Genomic DNA, 17,481 nt, shown 5'->3' with positions numbered 1-17,481 from the left:
GGTGCATTATTGCAAGTAATTCTTGTTAACAAAAGTAATAGAGTTTCTTTTTTTCCTTCATTGCTAGCCGTTCGTCCTGTACGAGGGCTAGTCTGTTCCTTTCTTTCGGGAGTTTTTTGATGTCCGCGCCTTCTGTTTTGATTGCCGGTTGTGGTGATGTCGGCAGTCGTCTGGCTACGCAATTGTTGGCCGCCGGCTGGGAGGTGCAGGGTCTGCGCCGTGATGTGTCGCGTTTGCCGGACGGCGTCATCGGCGTCGCTGGTGATTTGTTCAAGGAAGATTGCCCGGAAAACTGGCCATTCGGGGCGGTGGACTATCTGGTGTATTGCGCGGCGGCGACCGATCACGATGAAGCCGGTTACCGCGCTGCCTACGTACAGGGTTTGCAGAATGTGCTGAGCTGGCTGAATGACTTTGGCCAGGTGCCTGAGCGACTGCTGTTCGTGTCCAGCAGCAGCGTGTACGGGCAGCAGGAAGGGGAGTGGGTCGACGAAAATTCAGAGACTGTCGCCAGCGGATACTCCGGGCGACTGATGCTCGAAGCTGAGCAAGTGGCGCTGAACAGCGGCATCCCGGCGAGCATTGTGCGACTGACCGGTATCTACGGCCCGGGACGTGAGTGGCTGCTGACTCAGGTGCGTCGTGGTTATCGGGTGGCGGTCGAGCCGCCGCTGTACGGCAATCGCATCCATGCTGATGACGCGGCGGGGCTGATGGCGTTTCTGCTGCAGGCGGCTCATCAGGGCAAGCCGTTGCAGGATATCTATATTGGTGTGGACGATGCGCCGGCACCGTTGGCCGAAGTGGTCGCCTGGCTGCGGGAGTATCTGGGGGTTACCGAATGGGCTGACGACGCCAGCGTACGCCGCACTGGCAGTAAACGCTGCAGCAATGCTCGTGCGAAGGCGCTGGGCTGGACGCCGAAATACCCGAGTTACCGCGAAGGTTATGCGGCGATTCTTGAAGGCAAGTGCTGACTTTCTAACGCCACAAACCACTGTGGGAGCGGGCTTGCCCGCGATGGCGGCTTGGCAGTCAACTAAAGTGTTGAGTCTGATGGCCTCATCGCGGGCAAGCCCGCTCCCACAGGGTTATGTGTTGCTCTCAGGCGCGGTTACTGCTTCTCAAGCAACCACTTGCGCTCACCCGGGGTGAACTGCGGCATTTCATCCGCCAGTGCGGTATTCACTGCCTGGAAGATTTCCAGCGCCTTGCCTTTGCGGGCAAAGATCCAGTTGTTGCCCTGGCCGTTGAGCTGCAGCCACATGCTGTCGTGGTCGCTGTTCATCGAAGCGCAGTCGCCTGCCAGGCACAGCGCATAACGGTCGGCGCCGGGCAGACCGGAGACCTGGCCGTCGGCCTGGAATTGCACGGTGTTGCCTTCGCCGTCGCCGCTGGCAATCTTCCAGCTGCCGCCCAGGTAAGCCGAATACAGTGCGCGTTCGAAGCTGGCACCGATTGGCGCACCTTCCGGTACGGGGATTTGTGCGCGGTCGAACAACTGGTCGGGTTCGTTCTCGGTGGCGGCTTGTTTCATCCGGCCGCCGTCGCGTTTCAGCTCGCTGCCGGAGCTGCCATAGAAGTCGACTTTCCAGGCGCCGGACTGTTCGCCCTGCAGCCGTCCTTCGACGTTCTCGAAACCGTTGGTGTAGCGGGCCTGACCGGCCTTGGTATTGACGTCCCACTCCAGGTTCGGGCCATAGGCCTGAAGCGCTTCGCGCAGGGGGCCGCCCTTGGCAGCGGCATCGATCGCCACCTGGTTGATCCAGGTGCCGCTGATGTCACGGTCGGCGGGGTCGCTGGCACAGCCGCCGAGGAAAATGGCGAGCAGCGAGAGAGCAAGCGCTTTGCGCATGGTGGAATCCTTTCAAAACCTTTTCTTTACCGCAGAGCAGTCGGCGCAGCGGTTGAAGGCTGCGCCGTGTGCATTACTCGATGACCAGGATGGCATCCATTTCGACTTGCGAACCCTTCGGCAGGGCTGCAACGCCGATGGCGGCGCGGGCCGGATAAGGCTGGTCGAAGTATTTGCCCATGATTTCGTTGACCTTGGCGAAGTGGCTCAGGTCGGTGAGGAAGATGTTCAGCTTGACGATGTCCTTGAACGAACCACCGGCAGCTTCAGCTACGGCTTTGAGGTTCTCGAACACCTGGACGGTCTGGGCTTCGAAGCCTTCAACCAGCTCCATGGTCTTTGGGTCCAGAGGAATCTGGCCCGACATGTAGACAGTGTTGCCGGCCTTGATCGCCTGGGAGTAAGTGCCGATGGCGGCTGGGGCCTTGTCGCTGGTGATAACAGTCTTGGTCATGTATGACTCCTTGTTAGGTGTGAATTAGGCACGCATGCGGGTGATGCGGATGACCCCGGTCAGGGCGCGCAGTTTCTTGATCACGCGGGCCAGGTGCACACGGTCGTGGACGCTGACCACCAGTTGGACGACGCTGATGCGGCCATCGCGCTCGTCCATGCTGATTTTCTCGATATTGCCGTCGGCCGCGTTGACACTGCTGGCCAGCAGGGCGATCAGGCCGCGCTGGTGCTCCAGCTCGACGCGCAGCTCGACGTTGAATTCGCCGGTGACATCCTTGGCCCACGAGAGCTGGATGCATTTTTCCGGGTTGTGCCTGATTTCGCTGATGTTGCGGCAGTTGTCCAGGTGCACGACCATGCCTTTGCCCGCCGACAGGTGGCCGACAATCGGGTCGCCCGGGATCGGCGTGCAGCACTTGGCGTAGCTCAGCACCAGCCCTTCGGTGCCGCGAATCGCCAGCGGACCTTCCGGACTCGGCAGCTGCTCGCCTTCGCCGAGCAGACGGCGCGCCACGACATAGGCCATGCGGTTGCCGAGGCCGATGTCTTCGAGCAAATCTTCGATCAGTTCCAGACGATATTCGGCGAGCATTGCCTTGACGCGCTCGGCCGGGATCTTCTCCAGCGCGCTGTCGAAACCGTTGAGCACTTTGTTCAGCAGGCGTTCGCCAAGGCTGATCGACTCGGAGCGGCGCTGCAGTTTCAGCGCATGACGGATGTGCGTGCGTGCCTTGCCGGTGACCACGAAGTTGAGCCACGCCGGGTTCGGCCGTGCGCCGGGCGCGCTGACGATCTCGACCGTGGAGCCGCTTTGCAGCGGTTCGGACAGCGGTGCGAGGCGACGGTTGATCCGGCAGGCGATGCAGCTGTTGCCGACATCGGTGTGCACCGCGTAGGCAAAGTCGACCGCCGTGGAGCCTTTGGGCAGCTCCATGATCCGGCCTTTGGGCGTGAACACGTAGACCTCGTCCGGGAACAGGTCGATCTTCACGCTCTCGATGAATTCCAGCGAGTTGCCGGCACGTTGCTGCATTTCCAGCACGCCTTTGACCCACTGACGGGCGCGGGCGTGAGTGCCTTTTGGCTGCTCGTCACCGCTGGATTTGTACAGCCAGTGGGCGGCAATGCCGTTGTTGGCCATCTCTTCCATTTCGCGGGTACGGATCTGGATCTCGATCGGTACGCCGTGCATGCCAAACAGCGTGGTGTGCAGCGACTGATAGCCGTTGGCCTTGGGAATCGCGATGTAATCCTTGAAGCGCCCCGGCAACGGCTTGTACAAATTATGCACGGCACCCAGCACGCGGTAGCAGGTATCGACCTTGTCGACGATGATCCGGAACGCATAGACGTCCATGATCTCGTTGAAGGCCCGACGCTTGCCGCGCATTTTCTTGTAAATGCCGTAGAGGTGTTTCTGGCGTCCGCTGACTTCGCCCTGGATGCCGTCGATGGCGAGGCAATGGCCAAGGGATTCTTCGATCTTGTTGACGATTTCCTTGCGGTTGCCCCGGGCGCGTTTGACCGCCTGGTAGATCCGCGCGGAACGCATCGGGTGCATCGCCTTGAAGCCGAGGTCTTCGAACTCGATACGAATCGCGTGCATGCCCAGCCGGTTGGCAATGGGCGCATAGATTTCGAGGGTTTCCTTGGCGATCCGGCGGCGTTTTTCCCCGGACAGCACTTCCAGCGTGCGCATGTTGTGCAGGCGGTCGGCGAGTTTGACCAGGATCACGCGAATGTCGCGTGCCATGGCCATGGCCATTTTCTGGAAGTTCTCGGCCTGGGCTTCGGCCTTGGTCTCGAAGTTCATCTGGGTCAGTTTGCTGACCCCGTCGACCAGTTCGGCCACGGTTTCACCGAACTGCGCTTGCAGTGCTTCCTTGGCGATACCGGTGTCTTCGATCACGTCATGCAGCATCGCCGCCATCAGGCTCTGATGGTCCATGTGCATGTCGGCAAGAATATTCGCCACCGCAAGCGGATGCGTGACGTACGCCTCGCCGCTGCGACGGCGCTGACCGTCATGGGCTTGTTCGGCGTAGAAATACGCTCGGCGGACCAGGTTGACCTGGTCGTTGCCGAGGTAGGTCGATAAGCGATCGGCGAGGGCGTCTATGCTCGGCATGATGACTCCTGCCGTAGGCTGTGTTCCCGCGCCGTGCTACGTCGACCAGGCATAGGCTTAGACGGCCTCGTTGGACTCGTCCTCGAAAGCAGCGAAGAGCGGTTCATCCTGGACGATTTCCTGCTCGGCGATGAACTCGTAGCTCATCAGGCCTTCAGCGATTTCACGCAGGGCGACAACGGTCGGCTTGTCGTTTTCCCACTGGACCAGTGGCTCTTTGCCGCCGGTGGCCAGTTGACGGGCACGCTTGGTAGAGAGCATGACCAGCTCAAAGCGGTTTTCCACGTGTTCTAGGCAGTCTTCAACGGTTACGCGGGCCATGGTATTCCTCGGAGCGAATGCAATATGCGCGCTGCCCGGTTGGGCGAGCGGACTCAACAGTTTAAAAAATCACCAGCGATTAGGGAAGCGCTGATTTTTTGACCAGACCCTTCAACGCGCTGCAGGCACCAATGTAAAGCGCTTGCAGCGGTTTTGGGAAGTGCTGATTAACCCAGCAATTCAGCCAGCAATCTGCCGAAAAGCACTTGCTGGCGCTTCTGCTGCAGCTGATTGGCACGGAAAATCGCTTTCAGATCGTCCAGCGCGTGGGCGAAATCATCGTTGATGATCAAGTAATCGTATTCGACGTAGTGGCTCATCTCGCTGACTGCTTCGCGCATCCGGCCGTCGATGATCTCGTCACTGTCCTGGCCACGGTTGGTCAGGCGCTGGTGCAGGGCCTGCAGCGACGGCGGCAGGATGAAGATCGAGCGGGCTTGCGGCATCAACTTGCGGACCTGCTCGGCGCCTTGCCAGTCGATCTCCAGAATCAGGTCGTGGCCTTCGTCCAGCGTCTGCTGCAGACGGCTTTGCGAGGTGCCGTAGAAGTTGCCGAAGACTTCGGCGCGTTCGAGGAAATCGCCGTGCTCGCCCATCTTCACGAACTCTTCGCGGGTCACGAAGTGATAGTTCACGCCATCCACCTCACCCGGACGCATGGCGCGGGTGGTGTGGGAGATCGAGACGCGGATCTCCGGGTTGGTGTCGGTCAACGCCTTGACCAGGCTGCTCTTGCCCGCGCCCGAAGGGGCGGAAATGATGTACAGGGTGCCGGTGTGGTGGGTCATGTCTGTAGCCTTACTCAATATTCTGCACTTGTTCGCGCATCTGCTCGATCAACACCTTGAGGTTGACGGCGGCCTGGGTGCTGCGCGGGTCGAAGGCCTTGGAGCCCAGTGTGTTGGCTTCGCGGTTGAGTTCCTGCATCAGGAAGTCGAGGCGCCGGCCAGCAGCACCGCCGGACTTGAGCACCCGGCGGACTTCAATGATGTGGGTGCTCAGACGATCCAGTTCTTCGGCCACATCGCTCTTTTGCGCGAGCATGACCATCTCCTGTTCCAGACGCTGCGGATCCAGTTCGGCCTTCATGTCGGCGAAGCGGTCGAGGACTTTCTGGCGCTGGGTCGCGAGCATCTGCGGCACCAGTTCACGCAGGGTCACGACGTCTTCTTCTATGGAGGTCAGGCGCTCGTTGATCAGGCGTGCCAGCTCCGCGCCTTCGCGCTCGCGGCCGGCCTTGAGTTCCTTGAGACCTTGATTGAACAGGGCCAGCGCATCGGCATTCAGCGCCTGTGGATCAGTCGCATCGGCCACCAGCACGCCGGGCCAGGCCAGCACTTCCAGCGGGTTCAGTGCCGCCGGGTTGTTGATCAGCCCGGCAACGGTCTCGGCGGCGGCGACCAATTGCGCGGCGCGCTCGCGGTCGACCTGCAACGGCTTGCCGGTGCTTTCTTCGGTGAAGCGCAGGGTGCATTCCAGTTTGCCCCGTGACAGGCCCTGACGCAGGGCTTCACGCACTGAGCCCTCGAGGTCGCGGAACGACTCCGGCAGGCGCAGGTGCGGTTCCAGATAGCGGCTGTTGACCGAGCGCAGTTCCCAGCTCAGGGTGCCCTGGGCGCCGGCTTTCTCAACGCGGGCGAAGGCGGTCATGCTGTGCACCATGGCGGTGACCTCGCAATGCAGATCGGCGCAGAAGGGATGTTCCGCAGGCTCGATATCAATGAATTTAAGCCGACTGGCAGCAAAGGCGCAGGATTGTAGCGCAGTGCGGCGGATGCGCCCAAACACACGGTGTGACAAAGGGCTGCAGGCCGTCGGTTATGTGCGTTTCGGGGCGTTGTGTCGACGGCCTGAATTTTTAACCCGTGCCCAGGCACGGTGCAGCGCTCTATAATGCTCGGCAGTTTTCCGTCCCCAGTACAGGTATTCCCTATGAAACGTCCAAGTGGTCGCGCTGCCGATCAGCTCCGCTCGATCCGCATTACCCGCAACTACACCAAACACGCCGAGGGATCCGTACTGGTCGAATTCGGTGATACCAAGGTCATCTGCACTGTCAGCGTCGAAAACGGCGTGCCGCGTTTCCTCAAAGGCCAGGGCCAGGGCTGGTTGACCGCCGAGTACGGCATGCTGCCGCGCGCCACTGGCGAGCGTAACCAGCGTGAAGCGAGCCGTGGCAAGCAGGGCGGTCGCACCCTGGAAATCCAGCGCCTGATCGGCCGTTCCCTGCGCGCTGCGCTGGACATGTCCAAGCTGGGCGACGTGACCCTGTACGTCGACTGCGACGTGATCCAGGCTGACGGCGGCACCCGCACCGCCTCCATCACTGGTGCCATGGTGGCCCTGGTTGATGCACTGAAAGTGATCAAGAAGCGTGGCGGCCTGAAAGGCGGCGACCCGCTCAAGCAAATGATCGGCGCTGTGTCGGTCGGCATGTATCAGGGCGAGCCGGTGCTGGATCTGGACTATCTTGAAGATTCCGCTGCCGAGACCGACCTCAACGTGGTGATGACCAGCACTGGAGGCTTCATCGAAGTCCAGGGCACCGCCGAAGGCGCGCCGTTCCAGCCTGAAGATCTGAACGCCATGCTGGAACTGGCGAAGAAAGGCATGAACGAAATCTTCGAACTGCAAAAGGCCGCACTGGCCGACTGAGCAGGTTCGTAACCCGCAAGGAGGACGCGATGAGTGATGAGCAAGAGTTGCTGCCCAAACCGAGCCAGGAGGTTCGTCAATGGGCGATGTTTTGTCACTTGTCCGCCTTGCTGGGGATCTGGATCCCGTTCGGCAACCTGATCGGGCCGCTGATTCTGTGGCAGATGAAGCGCGAAACTGATCCGTTCATCGACGCTCAGGGCAAAGAGGCACTGAATTTCCAGATCACCGTGGCGATTGCTGCCGCGATCTGTCTGCTGCTGATGGTGTTGATCATCGGCTTCTTCTTGCTGGGCCTGCTGGCCATCGGGGCGCTGGTGTTGACGATCATTGCCGGGGTGAAGGCGAACGAAGGGTTCCCCTACCGTTATCCGTTCACCTGGCGGTTGATCAAATAACGATCAGCACAAATGACCTGTAATCAGCGCGCACAAAAAAGCCGACTGTGATGTCGGCTTTTTTGCATTCACGAATCGACGCTTAGATGGTCAGCGTCCAGTCGTAGTCGACGATCAGCGGCGCGTGCTGCGAGAACCGTGGCTGCCGCGGCAGGCGTGCACTGCGCACGAAACGCCGCAGGCCCGGGGTCAGGATCTGGTAGTCGAAACGCCAGCCCAGATTCAGCATCTCGGCCTGTTCGTTGTCCGGCCACCAGCTGTACTGGTCGCCTTCGCGACTGACTTCGCGCAGGGCATCGACGTAACCCATGTTGCCGACAATCTCGTCCATCCAGGCGCGTTCTGGCGCCAGGAAGCCCGGGGATTGCTGGCTGTCGCGCCAGTTCTTGATGTCGAGCTTCTGCTGCGCCACGTACAGCGAGCCACAATAAATGTACTCGCGACGTTTGCGCCGCTGCTTGTCCAGGTACTTGCCGAAGTCGTCCATGAGCTTGAACTTCTGGTTCAAGTCCTCATCGCCGTTCATCCCCGAAGGAAGCAGCAAGGTGGCAATACTGACTTTGTCGAAATCTGCTTGCAGGTAGCGCCCGTAGCGGTCGGCCGTCTCGAAACCGAGACCGCTGATGACAGCCTTCGGTTGCAACCGCGAATACAAGGCCACGCCACCTTGGGCAGGGACTTCAGCATCGCAGGCATAAAGGAAGTAGCCATCCAGTTGGAAGGCTGGGTCATCCAGTTCAAAGGCGGAGGCACGGGTGTCCTGCAGGCAGATGACGTCGGCATTCTGAGCTTGCAGCCAACTGAGCAAACCACGCTCGACTGCCGCCTGAATACCATTGACGTTCACACTGATGATCCGCATAAATGGCCCCAAAAATCGCGTGCGTGTATGATACACGGCGTCAAGCTAATTAGCTAAATCCGTGGTATTTGGGGTTTTTTTCATGCAAGCGTATCAGCGCGATTTCATTCGTTTTGCCATCGATCGCGGCGTTTTGCGCTTCGGTGAGTTCACCCTGAAGTCCGGGCGCACCAGTCCTTACTTCTTCAACGCCGGCCTGTTCAACACGGGCTCGGCCCTGGCGCAGCTGGGGCGTTTCTACGCGGCAGCCATCGCCGAAAGCGGGATTTCTTTCGACGTCCTGTTTGGCCCGGCCTACAAAGGCATCCCGCTGGCGGCAACCACTGCCGTCGCGCTGGCCGAGCATCACGACCGCGACCTGCCGTGGTGCTTCAACCGCAAGGAAGCCAAGGCCCACGGCGAAGGCGGCAGTCTGGTCGGCGCACCGCTGACCGGCGACGTGCTGATCATCGACGACGTGATCACCGCCGGCACCGCGATCCGTGAAGTGATGCAGATCATCGCTTCCCAGGATGGCGCCAAGGCCGCTGGCGTGTTGATCGCCCTGAATCGTCAGGAGCGTGGCAACGGCGAGTTGTCGGCAATCCAGGAAGTCGAGCGTGATTTCGGTATTCCGGTGATCAGCATCGTTTCGCTGAACCAGGTGCTGGAATTCCTCGCTGACGATCCGCAGCTCAAGCAGCATCTGCCAGCCGTGGAAGCGTACCGCGCCCAGTTCGGCGTCTGATGTCGTAGGTGCTTTTGTAGCGAGGGAGCTTGCTCCCGCTTGAGTGCGCAGCGCTCACAATATTTTGGGGCCGCTTCGCAACCCAGCGGGAGCAAGCTCCCTCGCCACAAAAGAGATGGAATGCCGCAGGCAAAAAAAGACCCCGCTCAGTCAGGCTGAGCGGGGTCTTTTTGTTTGCGCGACGGCTTACGGACGCTTGCGATTGCTGATCAGCGTACCCACACCGGTATCGGTGAAGATTTCCAGCAGGATCGCGTTCGGTACGCGACCGTCGATGATCAGCGAGCTGCCGACACCGCCCTGAACTGCTTCCAGTGCACAACGGATCTTTGGCAGCATGCCGCCGTAGATGGTGCCGTCGGCGATCAGGTCGTCGACCTGCTGGGTGCTCAGGCCAGTCAACACAGTGCCCGACTTGTCCATCAGGCCGGCGATGTTGGTCAGCAGCATCAGTTTCTCGGCTTTCAGCGCCTCAGCGACCTTGCCGGCCACCAGGTCAGCGTTGATGTTGTACGACTCGCCGTTCTCACCGACGCCGATTGGCGCGATCACCGGAATGAAGTTGCCTTTGACCAGCAGATTCAACAGTTCAGTGTTGATCCCGACCACTTCACCGACCTGACCGATGTCGATGATTTCCGGCTGGGTCATCTCCGGAGTCTGGCGGGTGACGGTCAGTTTCTTCGCACGAATCAGTCCGGCGTCTTTACCGGTCAGGCCGATGGCGCTGCCACCGTGGCGGTTGATCAGGTTGACGATGCTTTTATTGACCTGGCCGCCGAGGACCATTTCCACCACGTCCATGGTCGCCGCGTCAGTGACGCGCATGCCATCGACAAAGTGGCTTTCGATCGACAGGCGCTTGAGCAGATCACCGATCTGCGGGCCGCCGCCGTGAACCACCACCGGGTTGATGCCCACGGCTTTCATCAAGACGATGTCGCGGGCGAAGCCGGTTTTCAGCTCCTCGCTTTCCATCGCGTTGCCGCCGTATTTGATCACCAGGGTCTTGCCGACATAACGTCGGATGTAAGGCAACGCTTCGGACAGGACCTGGGCGGTGTGGGCGGCGGCTTCGCGTTCGAGGGTCATTCAGGGCTCCGGGTGAATCAGAACGGTAGTTGGAGATCAGGTGCAACGCGTTTCAGTTGGGTGTGGAACACCGCCTTGATACGCGCAAGTTCTGCCTCGTCATCGGCCTCGAAACGCAGCACCAGCACCGGTGTGGTGTTGGAGGCGCGCACCAGGCCCCAGCCTTTGGCGTAATCGACTCGCACGCCGTCGATGGTGGTCAGGTCGGCGCCTGGGCCCCACTGTGCGTCGTGCAGTGCATCAATGATGCTGAATTTGCTCTCTTCGGTCACATGGATATTGATTTCCGGCGTAGAAATATCGTTCGGGAAGGTCGCAAACAGCTCTTCGGCGGTGGATTTTTCCTTGCTGAGGATCTCTAGCAGGCGTGCGGCGCTGTAGATGCCGTCATCGAAACCGAACCAGCGCTCCTTGAAGAAAATGTGTCCGCTCATCTCGCCGGCCAATAGAGCGCCGGATTGTTTCATTTTCTTTTTGATCAACGAATGACCGGTCTTCCACATTAGCGGGCGACCACCGTACTCCTTGATCAGCGGCACCAGGCGGCGGGTGCATTTGACGTCGAAGATGATTTCCGCGTCGGGATTGCGCGCCACCACGTCGCGGGCAAACAGCATCAGCAGGCGATCCGGGTAGACGATGCTGCCGGTATTGGTCACCACGCCGACACGGTCGCCGTCGCCGTCGAAGGCCAGGCCGAGATCGGCGTTGGTTTCCTTGACCTTGGCGATCAGGTCGACGAGGTTCTCGGGTTTGCCCGGGTCCGGGTGGTGGTTGGGGAAGTTGCCGTCGACTTCGCAGAACAGCGGGATGACCTCGCAGTTCAACGCTTCGATCAGTTGCGGGGCAATCACGCCAGCCGCACCGTTGCCGCAGTCAACCACGACTTTCAGGCGGCGGGCCAGTTTGACGTCCTGGACGATTTCGGTGGTGTAGCGGTCAAGGATTTCGACTTGAGTGACGCTGCCTTGACCGCTGGTCAGGTCATTGGTCTTGATGCGCTCGTGCAGCACCTGGATCTGCTCGTTGGCGAGGGTGTCGCCGGCGATCACGATCTTGAAGCCGTTGTAGTTCGACGGGTTGTGGCTACCGGTGAGCATTACCCCAGACTTGCCGGCCAATACGTTCGCCGCGTAATACAGCGCAGGCGTCGGGACCAGGCCGACGTCGCTGACATGGCAGCCGCTCTCGGCGATACCGCGGATCAGTTCGGCAACCAGCTCCGGGCCGGACAGGCGCCCGTCGCGGCCGACCGACACGTTCGGTTCACCCTGGGCCAGGCTCTGCGAGCCGATGGCGCGGCCAATCCAGTACGCGGTTTCGGCATTGAGGAATTCCGGCACGGTGCCGCGAATGTCATAGGCGCGGAAGATGCTGTCAGGTAGCTTCGGGGCGATCTTGGCTGGGGTGCTCATCTGCACAAATGCTCCATCTCGAAAGTGGCGGGACAGACCGACGACTCACTCGGCGGCAGGCTCAAACTGAAGGGTATGACGGCGTTTTCCACAGAGAGTTCGTGGTGTGAAAGGGCCATGACGCCTCGGCTGGCGTGGCTTTCGGCCGGCAAAACCTTGATTTTCGGTGTTAAAACCTGCTGCCGATGTAGCGCATTTTTTGTGGCGAGGGGGCTTGCTCCCGCTTGGGTGCGCAGCGCCCACAAGATTTTGGGTCTGCTGCGCAGCCCAGCGGGGGCAAGCTCCCTCGCCACAATGATGTATATCCGGTTATTTAGTGCCGGTATGACCGAAGCCGCCCGCGCCGCGCTCGGTTTCGACGAACTCTTCCACCATTTCGAAGTGCGCCTGTACTACCGGCACCAGCACCAGCTGCGCCAGACGCTCGCCGACGGTCATGGTGAAGTCGCTCTGGCCACGGTTCCAGCAGGACACCATCAGCGGGCCCTGGTAATCCGAGTCGATCAGGCCGACGAGGTTGCCCAGCACGATGCCGTGCTTGTGGCCCATCCCCGAGCGCGGCAGGATCAGCGCGGCGAGGTTCGGGTCGCCGATGTAGACCGACAGACCAGTAGGGATCAGCACGGTTTCACCCGGCTTGATCACGATGTCCTGCTCCAGCATGGCGCGCAGGTCGAGGCCGGCGGAGCCCGGGGTGGCGTATTGTGGCAGCGGGAATTCGGTACCGATGCGGGGGTCGAGGATCTTGGCTTGCAAAGCGTGCATGTAAATTAAACCTGGTTCAGACGTTCGGCGATAAAAGTGACCAGTTGGCGAGCGATCTTGCCCTTGCTGGTCTGGGCGAAAACGGTGGCGTGAAGCTCACGGTCGATCACGCTGCAGGCGTTTTCTTCGCTGTTGAACCCGATGCTCGGATTGGCCACGTCGTTGGCGACGATCAAATCGAGATTCTTGTCTTTCAGCTTGCGTGCAGCGTAGTCGAGAAGGTGTTCGGTCTCGGCGGCGAAGCCGACACTGAACGGACGGTCGGGACGGGTCGCGATGGTGGCCAGGATGTCCGGGTTACGCACCATTTGCAGGACGAAACCGTCGCCGCTTGTAGGGTCTTTCTTGAGTTTTTGCGGGGCAACCACTTCCGGACGGTAGTCCGCCACCGCTGCCGAGGCGATGAACACATCACACGGGATGGCCGATTCGCACGCCGCGAGCATGTCGCGGGCACTGACCACATCGATGCGGGTGACGCGATCCGGCGTCGGCAGGTGCACCGGGCCGCTGATCAGGGTCACGCGGGCGCCGGCTTCCACCGCGGCTTCGGCCAGAGCGAAGCCCATTTTCCCGGAGCTGTGGTTGGTGATGTAGCGCACCGGGTCGATGTTTTCCTGGGTCGGGCCGGCGGTGATCACCACGTGTTTGCCGGTCAGTGCCTGACGCAGGAAGCAGTCCGCCGCACACTGCGCCAGATCGGTGGCTTCCATCATCCGGCCCATGCCGACGTCACCGCAGGCCTGGCTGCCGGAGGCTGGGCCGAAGGTCTTCAGGCCACGGCTTTCAAGAAGTTGCAGGTTGGCCTGGGTCGCCGGATCGCGCCACATGGCTTGGTTCATTGCCGGCGCGACCGCCACTACGGCGTCGGTAGCAAGAACCAGAGTGGTCAGCAAGTCGTTGGCGATGCCCTGGGCCAGACGGGCGATCAGGTCGGCGGTGGCCGGCGCAATCAATACCAGATCGGCCCACTTGGCCAGCTCGATGTGGCCCATCGCCGCTTCGGCAGCCGGGTCGAGCAAGTCGAGGTGAACCGGGTGCCCCGACAGGGCCTGCATGGTCAGCGGGGTGATGAACTCGGCGCCGCCATGGGTCATGACCACGCGCACTTCGGCACCCTGGTCGATCAGGCGACGAACCAGATCGGCACTCTTGTAGGCTGCAATGCCGCCGCCGACGCCCAGAACGATGCGTTTCCGATACAGCCGCTGCATAGGTCTGCCTTTCATTTCGTGGTTGATACGTGGCGAAACCCCCTCCCCAGGGTGAATTCGCCCGCAAAAAAGATGGGCTACGATATCACAGCGACCGCTACGGAACAGCGGCGCCCACAGACAAGGAAGGTGTATGAGTATTCGCGATTGGCCGGCGGCGGAGCGGCCGCGAGAAAGGTTGTTGGAACAGGGCCCGGCGAGCCTTTCAGACGCTGAGTTGCTGGCGATTTTTTTGCGTACGGGAGTCGCTGGAAAAAGCGCAGTGGACCTGGCGCGACACTTGTTGAATCAGTTCGGCAGCCTGCGTTTGTTGCTTGAGGCCGATCAGGAAGCATTCAGCAAACAGTTGGGGCTGGGGCCCGCAAAGTTTGCGCAGTTGCAGGCTGCTCAAGAAATGAACCGCCGGTATCTGGCCGAGCGCTCACGTAGAGAGCCGGCATTGGAGAATCCACAGGCTGTTCGGGATTACCTCAAATCCATGCTGCGCCATGAGCCCCACGAGGTTTTTGGCTGCCTGTTTCTTGATTCCAAGCATCAAGTGCTGACGTTCGAGGCGCTGTTTCGCGGCTCGATCGACAATACCAGTGTGCATCCCCGGGAAGTGGTGAAGCGCTCATTGGCCAACAACGCGGCGGCGGTGATTCTCTGCCACAACCATCCATCGGGGAACAGCGATCCGAGCCAGGCGGATCGGCAACTGACCAAGCGCCTGCAGAAGGCTCTGGATCTGATTGACGTTCGGGTGCTTGACCACTTTATCGTCGGCGACGGCGAGCCGCTGTCGATGGCGGAGTGTGGTTGGATGTAATGCAAACAGGCAGCAGAAGTGCACTCTTGTGGCGAGGGAGCTTGCTCCCGCCGGGCTGCGCAGCGGCCCTGAAAGCTTGTGAGCGCTGCGCACTCAAGCGGGAGCAAGCTCCCTCGCCACAGAGGTTTTTCCACAGTAACGAGGGTTATTTCAGGTTGACCTTGGAGTAGTCCTGCCGCCCGAACGGGCTGACGGAGTAACCCTGCACATCCTTGCGGGTCAGCGCATAAGCGGTCGGGTGTGCCAGTGGCAGCCACAGCGCCTGCTGCTGAATCTGCGCCTGCGCCTGTTCGTACAGTTTGGTGCGCACGCCTTGCTCGCTGGTGGTTTTGCCGGCGCTGATCAGCTTGTCCAGGTCGGCATTGCAGTAGCGGGCGAAGTTGGTGCCGGACTTGACCGCTGCGCAGGAAAACTGCGGCGTGAGGAAGTTGTCCGGATCACCGTTGTCGCCGGCCCAGCCCATGAACAGCAGATCATGCTCGCCCGCCTTGGCGCGGCGAATCAGCTCGCCCCACTCGATCACGCGGATTTCCGCCTGAATGCCGATTTCTGCCAGGTCCGATTGCAGCAACTGCGCGCCCAGACTCGGGTTCGGGTTGAGCAGGCTGCCGGACGGACGCGTCCAGATGGTGGTCTGGAAGCCGTCCTTGAGTCCGGCCTTGGCCAGCAGCGCCTTGGCTTTGGCCACGTCGTGCGGATAGCCTGGCAGGTTCTTTGCGTAGCTCCAGGTGTTCGGCGGGTAAGGGCCGTTGGCCGGTTCCGCGGTGTCTTCGAATACGGCTTTGACGTAGTTGGCCTTGTCAAAGGCGAGGTTGATCGCCTGACGTACTTCCGGCTTGTCCAGCGGTGGATGCTGGCTGTTGATGCCGACGAAAGCGGTCATGAACGCGTCCGTCTTTTCCACTTTCAGCGTCGGCTCTTCCTGCGCGGCCTTCACGTCCAGCGGTTTTGGCGACAGAGCGATCTGGCACTCGTTGCGCCGCAGTTTTTGCAGGCGCACGTTGGCGTCAGGGGTGATGGCGAAGATCAGCGGATCGACCGCAGGCTTGCCGCCAAAGTAGTCCGGGTTGGCCTTGTAGCGCACCGAGGCGTCTTTCTGGAAGCGCGTGAACACGAACGGGCCGGTACCGATCGGTTGGCTGTTGAGCTTGTCGGTGGCGTCGGCCTTGAGCAGCTTGTCCGCATATTCGGCGGAATAGATGGAGGCGAAGCCCATGCTCAGTGTCGCGAGGAACGTCGAATCCGGGTGGTCAAGGGTAAAGCGCACGGTCAGCGGGTCGAGTGCGTCGATCTTCTTGATCAGCGTCGGCAACTGCATGGACTGGGCGTGCGGGAAGCCGCTTTGCGCCACTTTGTGCCATGGGTTGGCCGGGTCGAGCATGCGGTCGAAGCTGAACTTGACGTCTTCGGCGCTCAGGGTGCGGGTCGGCTTGAAATAGTCAGTGCTGTGAAACTTCACCTGCGGGTGCAGCTTGAACACGTAACTCAGGCCATCGGGGCTGACTTCCCAGCTGTCGGCCAGGCTTGGCACGACTTTGCCGCTGGCGGTGTCGAAGTCCACCAGGCGGTTCATCAGTACGTCGGCCGAGGCATTGGTGGTGGTCAGCGAGTTGTATTGCACCACGTCGAACCCTTCAGGGCTGGCCTCGGTGCACACGCTCAGGGCGGCAGCCTGGGCCAATGGGCTCAGCAGAAGCGGGGCGAGCAACAGGGGTAGGGCAGCGAGGCGCATGGTCGGCTTCCTTTACAGATCGAAGGCCCATCTGCAGGTGCAGTCTGGAAAAGGGTTACCCTAGAGGGCTGGATTGCAAATGACTATCCCCTTTTTGCATTTTTCGGGCCGGGACAGTGGTGTTTTTCAGACCACGGTGCACGGGGAAAAGTCGGGAACCTCTTTTAGAGCGGTTTTCTGCGACGAGTGGTCAAGACGCGCCTCAGCCTTTATCCAAAGCGCCCGCAGCCGGAAAATGCGCGTTTTTACCGGTCGATTGCACATCCATTGTTGTTGCACCCCGGTCTTTCTGGTATAAAGCAGCGCTCTTTTCTAGGGGCCCGGTTCCTTCACTGTAGGTGTAGCCGGTAAGACCTCTAAAGAAACGCGGCGCCTGGCGCCAAATGACTGAGAGATTAAGCGGCCAACCCATGCCGGGTTGGGCATGTGGTTTTAGAGGGCTGAGGCATGTCGAGAGTATGTCAAGTTACCGGTAAGGGTCCGGTAACCGGGAATAACATTTCCCACGCAAACAACAAAACCCGTCGTCGTTTCCTGCCGAACCTGCAGCATCACCGCTTCTGGGTTGAAGAAGAGAAACGTTTCGTACGCCTGCGCGTTTCCGCCAAAGGCATGCGTATCATCGACAAGCGTGGCATCAGCGTTGTGCTGGCCGAGCTGCGTCGCGACGGCAAGATTTAAGGGAGCTAATCATGCGTGAATTGATTCGTTTGATTTCGAGCGCCGGTACTGGTCACTTCTACACTACCGACAAGAACAAGCGTACTACCCCGGACAAAATCGAGATCAAGAAATATGATCCGGTTGTTCGCAAGCACGTGATCTACAAGGAAGGCAAAATCAAGTAATTGATTTTTCCCGACTTACGAAAAAGGCCCGTATCTCACGATACGGGCCTTTTTTGTTGCCTCGGATTTCTGCGGTGTCAGGCCGGGCCTCATCGCTGGCAAGCCAGCTCCCACAGTGATTACCGGTGTTCACAATGTTGGTGTTAATCACAAAACCTGTGGGAGCTGGCTTGCCAGCGATAGGGCCGGATCAGTCAGCGAAAGT

General features: G+C 60.3%; 18 protein-coding genes and 1 pseudogene. 7 read left to right on the top strand and 12 right to left on the bottom strand.

The window, feature by feature from the left end:
* Nucleotides 1-119: 119 nt before the first annotated feature.
* Nucleotides 120-977, top strand: a complete 858-nt coding sequence (locus tag B1722_RS10765) for an SDR family oxidoreductase (RefSeq protein WP_041071562.1) — start codon at nt 120-122, stop codon at nt 975-977.
* A 137-nt stretch (nt 978-1,114) separates the two neighbouring features.
* On the opposite strand, the gene B1722_RS10760 is transcribed toward B1722_RS10765, so the two are convergent.
* The 6 genes from B1722_RS10760 to B1722_RS10735 all read right to left on the bottom strand — a co-directional run bounded on the left by B1722_RS10760 (nt 1,115) and on the right by B1722_RS10735 (nt 6,422).
* A complete protein-coding gene (locus B1722_RS10760) occupies nt 1,115-1,855 on the bottom strand; it encodes a hypothetical protein (protein WP_027610405.1) in 741 nt (246 codons plus the stop codon).
* A 73-nt stretch (nt 1,856-1,928) separates the two neighbouring features.
* Nucleotides 1,929-2,309, bottom strand: a complete 381-nt coding sequence (locus B1722_RS10755; RefSeq protein ID WP_003229509.1) for a RidA family protein — start codon at nt 2,307-2,309, stop codon at nt 1,929-1,931.
* A 24-nt stretch (nt 2,310-2,333) separates the two neighbouring features.
* Nucleotides 2,334-4,439, bottom strand: coding sequence for a bifunctional GTP diphosphokinase/guanosine-3',5'-bis pyrophosphate 3'-pyrophosphohydrolase (spoT, locus tag B1722_RS10750; protein WP_041071922.1), 2,106 nt, complete (start codon nt 4,437-4,439; stop codon nt 2,334-2,336).
* Nucleotides 4,440-4,496: 57 nt separating this feature from the next.
* Entirely contained in the window at nt 4,497-4,760 is a 264-nt protein-coding gene (gene rpoZ, locus B1722_RS10745) for a DNA-directed RNA polymerase subunit omega (protein WP_008030604.1), read from the bottom strand.
* A gap of 167 nt (nt 4,761-4,927) precedes the next feature.
* The gene (gene gmk / locus B1722_RS10740) at nt 4,928-5,548 is read right to left on the bottom strand and encodes a guanylate kinase (RefSeq protein WP_086792435.1); all 621 of its coding nucleotides are present in this window, start codon (nt 5,546-5,548) and stop codon (nt 4,928-4,930) included.
* A gap of 10 nt (nt 5,549-5,558) precedes the next feature.
* Entirely contained in the window at nt 5,559-6,422 is an 864-nt protein-coding gene (locus tag B1722_RS10735; protein WP_086792433.1) for a YicC/YloC family endoribonuclease, read from the bottom strand.
* Between the two features lie 270 nt (nt 6,423-6,692).
* Between B1722_RS10735 and rph the strand changes: the two genes are divergently transcribed.
* Both rph and B1722_RS10725 read left to right on the top strand, forming a co-directional pair.
* Nucleotides 6,693-7,415, top strand: a complete 723-nt coding sequence (rph, locus tag B1722_RS10730; RefSeq protein WP_027610407.1) for a ribonuclease PH — start codon at nt 6,693-6,695, stop codon at nt 7,413-7,415.
* Between the two features lie 29 nt (nt 7,416-7,444).
* On the top strand, nt 7,445-7,813 hold the full coding sequence (locus B1722_RS10725; protein ID WP_003229492.1) for a DUF4870 domain-containing protein: 369 nt from the start codon (nt 7,445-7,447) through the stop codon (nt 7,811-7,813).
* A gap of 82 nt (nt 7,814-7,895) precedes the next feature.
* On the opposite strand, the gene B1722_RS10720 is transcribed toward B1722_RS10725, so the two are convergent.
* Complete coding sequence (locus B1722_RS10720) at nt 7,896-8,675, bottom strand: exodeoxyribonuclease III (RefSeq protein ID WP_007920349.1); 780 nt, start codon at nt 8,673-8,675, stop codon at nt 7,896-7,898.
* An 82-nt stretch (nt 8,676-8,757) separates the two neighbouring features.
* On the opposite strand from B1722_RS10720, the gene pyrE reads away from it, so the two are divergent.
* Nucleotides 8,758-9,402 carry an orotate phosphoribosyltransferase gene (gene pyrE, locus B1722_RS10715; protein WP_041071932.1) on the top strand — a complete coding sequence of 215 codons (645 nt, stop codon included), beginning with the start codon at nt 8,758-8,760 and terminating at the stop codon, nt 9,400-9,402.
* Between the two features lie 186 nt (nt 9,403-9,588).
* On the opposite strand, the gene argB is transcribed toward pyrE, so the two are convergent.
* From argB to coaBC, 4 genes and pseudogenes are all read right to left on the bottom strand, one after another.
* Nucleotides 9,589-10,494, bottom strand: coding sequence for an acetylglutamate kinase (gene argB, locus B1722_RS10710; protein ID WP_003229488.1), 906 nt, complete (start codon nt 10,492-10,494; stop codon nt 9,589-9,591).
* A gap of 17 nt (nt 10,495-10,511) precedes the next feature.
* Nucleotides 10,512-11,888, bottom strand: a pseudogene (locus tag B1722_RS10705) (phosphomannomutase/phosphoglucomutase); the annotation flags it as partial.
* A gap of 330 nt (nt 11,889-12,218) precedes the next feature.
* Entirely contained in the window at nt 12,219-12,674 is a 456-nt protein-coding gene (gene dut, locus B1722_RS10695; protein ID WP_003229483.1) for a dUTP diphosphatase, read from the bottom strand.
* A 5-nt stretch (nt 12,675-12,679) separates the two neighbouring features.
* Complete coding sequence (gene coaBC, locus B1722_RS10690; protein WP_086792429.1) at nt 12,680-13,888, bottom strand: bifunctional phosphopantothenoylcysteine decarboxylase/phosphopantothenate--cysteine ligase CoaBC; 1,209 nt, start codon at nt 13,886-13,888, stop codon at nt 12,680-12,682.
* Nucleotides 13,889-14,021: 133 nt separating this feature from the next.
* On the opposite strand from coaBC, the gene radC reads away from it, so the two are divergent.
* Nucleotides 14,022-14,696 (top strand): DNA repair protein RadC, encoded by a 675-nt coding sequence (gene radC / locus B1722_RS10685; protein ID WP_047297276.1) that lies wholly within the window; start codon nt 14,022-14,024, stop codon nt 14,694-14,696.
* Between the two features lie 145 nt (nt 14,697-14,841).
* Here radC and B1722_RS10680 read toward each other — a convergent pair whose 3' ends face one another.
* A complete protein-coding gene (locus tag B1722_RS10680; protein ID WP_086792427.1) occupies nt 14,842-16,428 on the bottom strand; it encodes an ABC transporter substrate-binding protein in 1,587 nt (528 codons plus the stop codon).
* A gap of 447 nt (nt 16,429-16,875) precedes the next feature.
* On the opposite strand from B1722_RS10680, the gene rpmB reads away from it, so the two are divergent.
* Both rpmB and rpmG read left to right on the top strand, forming a co-directional pair.
* Nucleotides 16,876-17,109, top strand: a complete 234-nt coding sequence (gene rpmB / locus B1722_RS10675; RefSeq protein WP_003229474.1) for a 50S ribosomal protein L28 — start codon at nt 16,876-16,878, stop codon at nt 17,107-17,109.
* Nucleotides 17,110-17,120: 11 nt separating this feature from the next.
* A complete protein-coding gene (rpmG, locus tag B1722_RS10670; RefSeq protein WP_003177274.1) occupies nt 17,121-17,276 on the top strand; it encodes a 50S ribosomal protein L33 in 156 nt (51 codons plus the stop codon).
* Nucleotides 17,277-17,481 lie beyond the last annotated feature (205 nt).

The sequence above is a fragment of the Pseudomonas sp. SCPG-7 genome (assembly GCF_002156405.1).
In the GTDB taxonomy this organism is placed as follows: Bacteria; Pseudomonadota; Gammaproteobacteria; order Pseudomonadales; family Pseudomonadaceae; genus Aquipseudomonas; species Aquipseudomonas parakoreensis.
The sequence above is the reverse complement of the archived record's forward strand: the minus strand, read 5'-3'. Positions and strand labels throughout refer to the sequence as shown.

Excerpts from the sequence above, each read along its gene's own strand:
- B1722_RS10765 (WP_041071562.1), top strand. The coding sequence starts at position 120 with ATGTCCGCGCCTTCTGTTTTGATTGCCGGTTGTGGTGATGTCGGCAGT.
- B1722_RS10760 (WP_027610405.1), bottom strand. The coding sequence starts at position 1,855 with ATGCGCAAAGCGCTTGCTCTCTCGCTGCTCGCCATTTTCCTCGGCGGC.
- B1722_RS10755 (WP_003229509.1), bottom strand. The coding sequence starts at position 2,309 with ATGACCAAGACTGTTATCACCAGCGACAAGGCCCCAGCCGCCATCGGC.
- spoT (WP_041071922.1), bottom strand. The coding sequence starts at position 4,439 with ATGCCGAGCATAGACGCCCTCGCCGATCGCTTATCGACCTACCTCGGC.
- rpoZ (WP_008030604.1), bottom strand. The coding sequence starts at position 4,760 with ATGGCCCGCGTAACCGTTGAAGACTGCCTAGAACACGTGGAAAACCGC.
- gmk (WP_086792435.1), bottom strand. The coding sequence starts at position 5,548 with ATGACCCACCACACCGGCACCCTGTACATCATTTCCGCCCCTTCGGGC.
- B1722_RS10735 (WP_086792433.1), bottom strand. The coding sequence starts at position 6,422 with ATGGTGCACAGCATGACCGCCTTCGCCCGCGTTGAGAAAGCCGGCGCC.
- rph (WP_027610407.1), top strand. The coding sequence starts at position 6,693 with ATGAAACGTCCAAGTGGTCGCGCTGCCGATCAGCTCCGCTCGATCCGC.
- B1722_RS10725 (WP_003229492.1), top strand. The coding sequence starts at position 7,445 with ATGAGTGATGAGCAAGAGTTGCTGCCCAAACCGAGCCAGGAGGTTCGT.
- B1722_RS10720 (WP_007920349.1), bottom strand. The coding sequence starts at position 8,675 with ATGCGGATCATCAGTGTGAACGTCAATGGTATTCAGGCGGCAGTCGAG.
- pyrE (WP_041071932.1), top strand. The coding sequence starts at position 8,758 with ATGCAAGCGTATCAGCGCGATTTCATTCGTTTTGCCATCGATCGCGGC.
- argB (WP_003229488.1), bottom strand. The coding sequence starts at position 10,494 with ATGACCCTCGAACGCGAAGCCGCCGCCCACACCGCCCAGGTCCTGTCC.
- dut (WP_003229483.1), bottom strand. The coding sequence starts at position 12,674 with ATGCACGCTTTGCAAGCCAAGATCCTCGACCCCCGCATCGGTACCGAA.
- coaBC (WP_086792429.1), bottom strand. The coding sequence starts at position 13,888 with ATGCAGCGGCTGTATCGGAAACGCATCGTTCTGGGCGTCGGCGGCGGC.
- radC (WP_047297276.1), top strand. The coding sequence starts at position 14,022 with ATGAGTATTCGCGATTGGCCGGCGGCGGAGCGGCCGCGAGAAAGGTTG.
- B1722_RS10680 (WP_086792427.1), bottom strand. The coding sequence starts at position 16,428 with ATGCGCCTCGCTGCCCTACCCCTGTTGCTCGCCCCGCTTCTGCTGAGC.
- rpmB (WP_003229474.1), top strand. The coding sequence starts at position 16,876 with ATGTCGAGAGTATGTCAAGTTACCGGTAAGGGTCCGGTAACCGGGAAT.
- rpmG (WP_003177274.1), top strand. The coding sequence starts at position 17,121 with ATGCGTGAATTGATTCGTTTGATTTCGAGCGCCGGTACTGGTCACTTC.